The organism is Massilia sp. LXY-6, from assembly GCF_051233485.1.
GTDB lineage: Bacteria > Pseudomonadota > Gammaproteobacteria > Burkholderiales > Burkholderiaceae_D > Telluria.
In genome coordinates this window covers 1-5,337 of record NZ_JBKFGF010000044.1, presented here as the reverse complement: position 1 = coordinate 5,337, position 5,337 = coordinate 1, and the positions used below count along the sequence as shown (strand labels likewise).

General features: G+C 70.1%; 6 protein-coding genes and 1 pseudogene. 1 reads left to right on the top strand and 6 read right to left on the bottom strand.

Annotated features, from left to right (window positions below; translation table 11 throughout):
- Nucleotides 1-1,064: penicillin acylase family protein (locus ACI48D_RS19325; protein WP_435572872.1), on the bottom strand; the 1,064-nt coding region annotated here is incomplete at its 3' end.
- A gap of 169 nt (nucleotides 1,065-1,233) precedes the next feature.
- Between ACI48D_RS19325 and ACI48D_RS19320 the strand changes: the two genes are divergently transcribed.
- The gene (locus tag ACI48D_RS19320) at nucleotides 1,234-1,539 is read left to right on the top strand and encodes a hypothetical protein (RefSeq protein WP_435572871.1); all 306 of its coding nucleotides are present in this window, start codon (nucleotides 1,234-1,236) and stop codon (nucleotides 1,537-1,539) included.
- Here ACI48D_RS19320 and ACI48D_RS19315 read toward each other — a convergent pair.
- From ACI48D_RS19315 to ACI48D_RS19295, 5 genes and pseudogenes are all read right to left on the bottom strand, one after another.
- Nucleotides 1,445-2,335, bottom strand: a complete 891-nt coding sequence (locus tag ACI48D_RS19315; protein ID WP_435572870.1) for a DUF2334 domain-containing protein — start codon at nucleotides 2,333-2,335, stop codon at nucleotides 1,445-1,447. The genes ACI48D_RS19320 and ACI48D_RS19315 overlap by 95 nt on opposite strands.
- Nucleotides 2,322-3,476 carry a glycosyltransferase gene (locus tag ACI48D_RS19310; RefSeq protein WP_435572869.1) on the bottom strand — a complete coding sequence of 385 codons (1,155 nt, stop codon included), beginning with the start codon at nucleotides 3,474-3,476 and terminating at the stop codon, nucleotides 2,322-2,324. Before ACI48D_RS19310 ends, ACI48D_RS19315 begins: the two co-directional genes overlap by 14 nt.
- 136 nt (nucleotides 3,477-3,612) lie before the next feature.
- Entirely contained in the window at nucleotides 3,613-4,203 is a 591-nt protein-coding gene (gene recR, locus ACI48D_RS19305) for a recombination mediator RecR (RefSeq protein ID WP_435572868.1), read from the bottom strand.
- Nucleotides 4,204-4,217: 14 nt separating this feature from the next.
- Complete coding sequence (locus ACI48D_RS19300) at nucleotides 4,218-4,544, bottom strand: YbaB/EbfC family nucleoid-associated protein (protein WP_047822982.1); 327 nt, start codon at nucleotides 4,542-4,544, stop codon at nucleotides 4,218-4,220.
- A 38-nt stretch (nucleotides 4,545-4,582) separates the two neighbouring features.
- A pseudogene (locus ACI48D_RS19295) lies at nucleotides 4,583-5,337 on the bottom strand (DNA polymerase III subunit gamma/tau); the annotation flags it as partial.

Sequence of the window (5,337 nt, the reverse complement as noted above, 5' to 3'; positions counted from 1 at the left end):
CGCGCCGGATCGGTGCCCAGGCGCAGCAGATCGAGCGTATCGGCGTAGCTGTTGGTGAAGGCCCAGGCCACGTGGCCGTTGCTGCCGACGATGACCAGCGGCGGCGCCCCCGGCAGGCTGACGCCCACCACGCGCCGCTGCGCGCCGTGCGCATCCGGAAAGCGCAGTGCCAGCCGGTACCAGGTATTCGGCAGCTGCAGCCCGAGGTGCATGTCGTCGGAGACGATCGCCGCCCCGCTGGCGGTGCGCGTGCCGGCCAGCGCGTAATTATTGCTGCCGACCGCGTCGGCGAACTGCACGCCGGCCACCTGGCGCGGCGGCACCGCATCCTTGCGTCCCCACCAGGCGGGCGCGCGCGCGGGAAGCGGGGGCGGCGCAAGGGCCACGTCCGGGGCGTCGAGCGGCGCGTCCCACTGGCTGGCCTCGGGCAGCAGGAAGGCGCGCTGCTCGGCGCTGGTGTGACGCGCCAGCCAGCCGCGCGCCAGCTCGCGCGCTTCCTGGTTGCCCTGCAGGTCGAGGTACATGGCCCATACCACCAGCATCGAGTCGGCCGGCGTCCAGGGCCGTGGGGCGGCGCCGGTCAGCGCGTATTCGAACGGCCGCGCGCCCAGGGCGTTCAGACCGTCGTTGACGCCGGCGGCGTAGCGTTCGACGAACTGGCGCTGCTCGAGGGGCAAGCGTGCCAGCACCTCGGCGGCGCGGGCGCGGAAACGGTGCAGCCGGTGCGCGCGGTCGAGCGGCAGGGCTTTCGGACCGAACAGTTCGGCCAGTTCGCCGGCCGCGCTGCGGCGCAGCAGGTCCATCTGGAAGAAGCGCTCCTGGCCATGTACGAAGCCGGTGGCGTAGGCCAGGTCGAGCCGGTTCGCGCCGCTGATGGTCGGCACGCCGTTGGCGTCGCGCGCCACCGTCACCGCGCCGGACAACAGCGGCGAGTCCCGCTTGCCGTCGAGCTGCGGCAGGCTCGCACGCAGGAACAGCCAGGCGCCCAGCACGGCCAGCGCAAGCAGCGCCGCGAGCACCAGCAGAATACGCCGGCTCCAGACCAGCCATGCCCGTCGTGCCATCCTCGCCTCCTTTGGAAAAGCGAGCATCTTGCCAGAAAATTCATTCCCCAGCGAGCCCCGGCCCTGCCGGCGTACCGGCTGCGGCGTTCGATTGGGTCATGCTGGACGCCCGCCGCCGGCCTGCGCTATGCTGATTCCGGGCGCACCGCGCCGTTGTCATGGAGGCCCTATGTCCTTCTTTTCTCTTCGATTTCCATCCCCCGCCGCTGCCGGCGCCCTGCTGTTGCTGTCGGTGGCGACCGTCGCCTGCACCACGCCGCAGGAACGCGCCGCGCAAAAGCAGGCCGAGATGGCAAACCTGATGGCTGTGTACGGCCGCGCCTGTTCGCGGCTGGGCTATGCCGTCGATTCCGACCCCTGGCGCAGCTGCATCCTGAGCCTCAGCACCAAGGACGACCTGCAGCGCTATGGACCGTCCCCCGGCTGGGGTCCGGGTTACTGGTACGGGGGCGGCTATTGGGGCCGCCACTGGTAAGGGGCGCTTCGCCGGCCAGCCGCCGTGCGCACTCGGCCTTGGTCACCGCGCTGCGCCGGGCCAGCAGGCGTTCGAGCACGCGCTGGGTATGCCGCACCAGCTCGGGATAGCGCGCGTCCGGCGGATGCAGGCTGAAGCGTACCAGCGGCGAATCCGCCAGCATCGCGGCGGTGAAGTCGGCTACCCGCGGCGACAGCCAGCGGCCGCCGCGGTTGCGCGCCGCGTACACCATCGACGGCGATTTCAAGGGTTTGACATGCCCGGCGGCGCCGCGCAGGCAGTGGAAGTGGCTGAAGGTGGTGGTGTAGGCGAACGGCGATTCGCGCAGCGCCTGCCAGGCGCCCTCGCCCAGCAGCCAGGCCGGCGGCACGAAGCCGTCCGGCGTCCAGCCGCGTTCGGCGAACCATGCCAGCCCGAGCTCGATCCGGCGCCGCGCCTCGTCGTGGCTGAGCGCTGCGAACTCGCCTTCGCGCCGCGTGTACACGTTGCGCAGGAAGCGCGCGCGCAGGCCGCCGCCGTTCGCTTCGGTGTCGAGGTGGCTGTAGCCGTGCAGCGCGAGTTCGTCGCCGCGCGCCAGGGCGACGTCGAGGCCGGCCTCCATCGCCGCCGAACGCTCGGGGCGGAAGTGGTAATGCGGCACGACCAGCCAGGTCAGCGGGATGTCGGCCACCGCGCGGATCGCCTGCACCAGCCGCAGGCAGTCTGGCCAGGTGGCGGGCGCAACGTCGTGGATCGACACGCACAGCATGCCCGGCAGCGCGGCGCCGAGTTCGGCGGCAGGTTCAGTCGGTAACACAGATACGCTCCGGTTCGTGTTGGATGCGCTGGTAGGCGCCGCCCAGCAGGAGCTCATAGCGGCCCAGCACCTGCGGCAGGATCTCGTTCCAATCGTAGCGCTCGGCTGCCTTGCGGCGCGCGGCCTGGCCCATGCGCGCCATGTCGCGGAAGTAGATCGCCTCGATGGCCCCGGCCAGGCTGTCGACATTGTTCGGCTCGGCCAGGATGCCGGTCTCGCGGTCGACCAGCTCGGCCACGCCGCCGCGGCTGGTGCCGACGATCGGCAGGCCGCAGGCCATCGCCTCGAGCACGATCAGACCGAAGGTTTCGCAATCGCCCGGATGGACCAGCAGGTCGCAGCTGGCCAGCAGGCGCGCGAGCTGGCGCTGGTCGCGCTCGAACGGGACGATGGTGACGTTGGCGGCATGCGGCAAGGCGTCGCCGCCGCCGACCAGGACCAGGTGGTAGCGCTCGCCCAGCTTGCGCACCGCCTCGATCAGCACGTGCAGTTTCTTTTCCGGCGTGAAGCGGCCGGCGTAGACCAGCAGGCGGGTGTCGGGATCCAGCCCGAGGTGTTCGCGCAGGGTTTCGCCCAGCCGCTCGCCGTCCTGCTGCGGCCGGAACACGCCGGTATCGATGCCCAGCGGCTGGTGCACGACGCCATGCACGCCGATTTCCTGCAATTGCTCGACCATCACCCGGCTGGGGGCCAGCACCAGGTCGAACTGGCGGTACAGGTTGGCGAGGTAGCGGCAGGTGCCATGCGCGATCCAGCGGCCCAGGCGCGGCTGCACCAGGCGCGGCAGGTCCGAATGGTAGAAGGCGACGGCGGGGATGTTGTAGCGCTTGCGCATGTGCAGCGCGGCCCAGGCGCAGTGGCCGGCATCGCCCGCCTCGACGATGTCGGGGCTCACCGCTTCCAGCAGGCGCGCGGGAGCGGATACCGACAGCGGCATCCGGAAGCCGTGGAAGCCCGGCAGGTTGGCGGCGGGAATGCGTACCAGGGCCGGCACGGCGTCGTCGCAGGTCTCGACGTTGGGGCTGAGGATGGTGTGCTGCACCCGGCTGCGGCGTGCCAGCCAGTGCGCCTTGGCGTTCAGGTAGGTACTGACGCCGCCTCCTTCAGCCGCGTAAAACATCGTGATGTCGACAAGGTGCATGCTCGATTCCGGTCAAAGTGTGGCCCACGATAGCAGCCGACCCGGTGCGCTGTTTGCGTACCGTCAACCGGAACCCGCTACCTCAATGGTTCCGTGGCCTCATCCATTCGCCGGCGGTCCCTTGTGGGGAGGTCCATTATGCACTTCGCCTGTCGAGCATGGCGCGCGCAATCGTGCCGGCGTCCACATACTCGAGTTCGCCTCCTACGGGAACCCCGCGCGCCAGACGGCTGACCTTCAGTCCGCGCGCCTTCAGCATCTCGCTGATGTAATGGGCGGTGGCCTCGCCCTCGTTGGTGAAATTGGTGGCAAGCACGACTTCGTTCACGATACCGTCGGCGGCACGGTTGACCAGCTTGTCCAGGTGCAGGTCGCGCGGACCGATGCCGTCCAGCGGCGACAGCCGGCCCATCAGCACGAAGTACAGGCCTTTATAGGTGAGGGTCTGCTCGATCATGAGCTGGTCGGCCGGGGTCTCGACCACGCACAGCAGCGCATGGTCGCGCTCCGGGTCCGCGCACAGTTCGCAGACGTCGAGCTCCGAGAAGGTATTGCACATCGCGCAGTGATGCACCGTCTCGACCGCCTGGTAGAGGGCGCGCGACAGCATCGCGGCGCCTTCGCGGTCGTGCTGCAGCAGGTGGAAAGCCATGCGCTGCGCCGACTTCGGGCCGACGCCCGGCAGGCGGCGCAGGGCCTCGGTCAGGAAGTCGAGCGATTTGGACATCGCGCTTGCGCCGGTCAGAACGGCATCTTGAAGCCCGGCGGGATCGGCAGGCCGGCGGTCAGGCCGCTCATCTTTTCCTGGCTGGTGGCTTCGGCCTTGCGGATCGCATCGTTGAAGGCGGCCGCGACCAGGTCTTCCAGCATGTCGCGGTCGTCGCCCAGCAGCGAGGGGTCGATCGAGACGCGCTTGACGTCGTTCTTGCAGGTCATGACCACCTTGACCAGGCCGGCGCCCGACTGGCCCTCGACCTCGATCAGAGCCAGCTGATCCTGCGCCTTCTTCATATTGTCCTGCATGGCCTGGACCTGCTTCATCATGCCTGCGAGCTGGTTTTTCATCATGGTGGTGTTCTCCAATAAAGTCGGGTGAAACTGAAAAATTAAGTGCCGATCGGGCGCACCGAACCCGGCACCACGAAGGCGTCGAAGGTCTGCTCCAGCGCCTGGATGAAGGGGTCGGCGCCGACCGTTTCCTCGGCTTCGCTCTGCAGCTGCTCGCGGCGCGCCCTGGCCTCGGCGCTGGCGGTGTACCAGACCGGGCCGATCTCGGTATCGATGTTGATGCGCACGGCCGGGAAGCGTTCCTGCAGGGCCGCGCACAGCTTCTCGCTGTTGCCGCTGGCGCGCAGGGTGTCGACCGGCACCCGCAGGCGGAAGGTGGCGGACGAAGCGTCCGAGGTGCAGCCGACCAGCTCGGTCTGGAAGGCAAGCTGCTGGGCCACGCCGCGCAGCGGCAGCGACGCCGCCAGCGCCGGCCAGTTGCCGTCCCAGCCGATCGCCGGCACCGGCGTGATCACATACGGATGCGACGGCGCGCTCGGGGCCGGGGCGCGCGCGACCGGCGGTGCGCTCGCCAATGCGGGGGCCTCGGCGGCGACCGCGGTGTCGTCGGAAAAATCGGTGACCCAGGATGGCGGCTCGTCGTCGGCCAGCGCCTGGTCATACGCTTGCCCTTGTGCCTGCTGCGCGGCGCGCTCAGGTGCCCGGTTCATGGCCGGCGGCTGCTGGGCGGCTGCCTGCGGCTGGGGACGCGCGGCCGGCTGGTCCCAGGGCGCCGGGGCGGACGGGCGCGCGGCCACGCCGGTCATCGGTGCGGCGCTGGCCGTCGGCGCCGGGCCGGGCGCGGGCGCCGCCG

Bases quoted from the DNA above. Each gene is read 5' to 3' on its own strand.
- ACI48D_RS19320 (WP_435572871.1), top strand. From the start codon at position 1,234: ATGTCCTTCTTTTCTCTTCGATTTCCATCCCCCGCCGCTGCCGGCGCC.
- ACI48D_RS19300 (WP_047822982.1), bottom strand. From the start codon at position 4,544: ATGATGAAAAACCAGCTCGCAGGCATGATGAAGCAGGTCCAGGCCATG.
- ACI48D_RS19310 (WP_435572869.1), bottom strand. From the start codon at position 3,476: ATGCACCTTGTCGACATCACGATGTTTTACGCGGCTGAAGGAGGCGGC.
- recR (WP_435572868.1), bottom strand. From the start codon at position 4,203: ATGTCCAAATCGCTCGACTTCCTGACCGAGGCCCTGCGCCGCCTGCCG.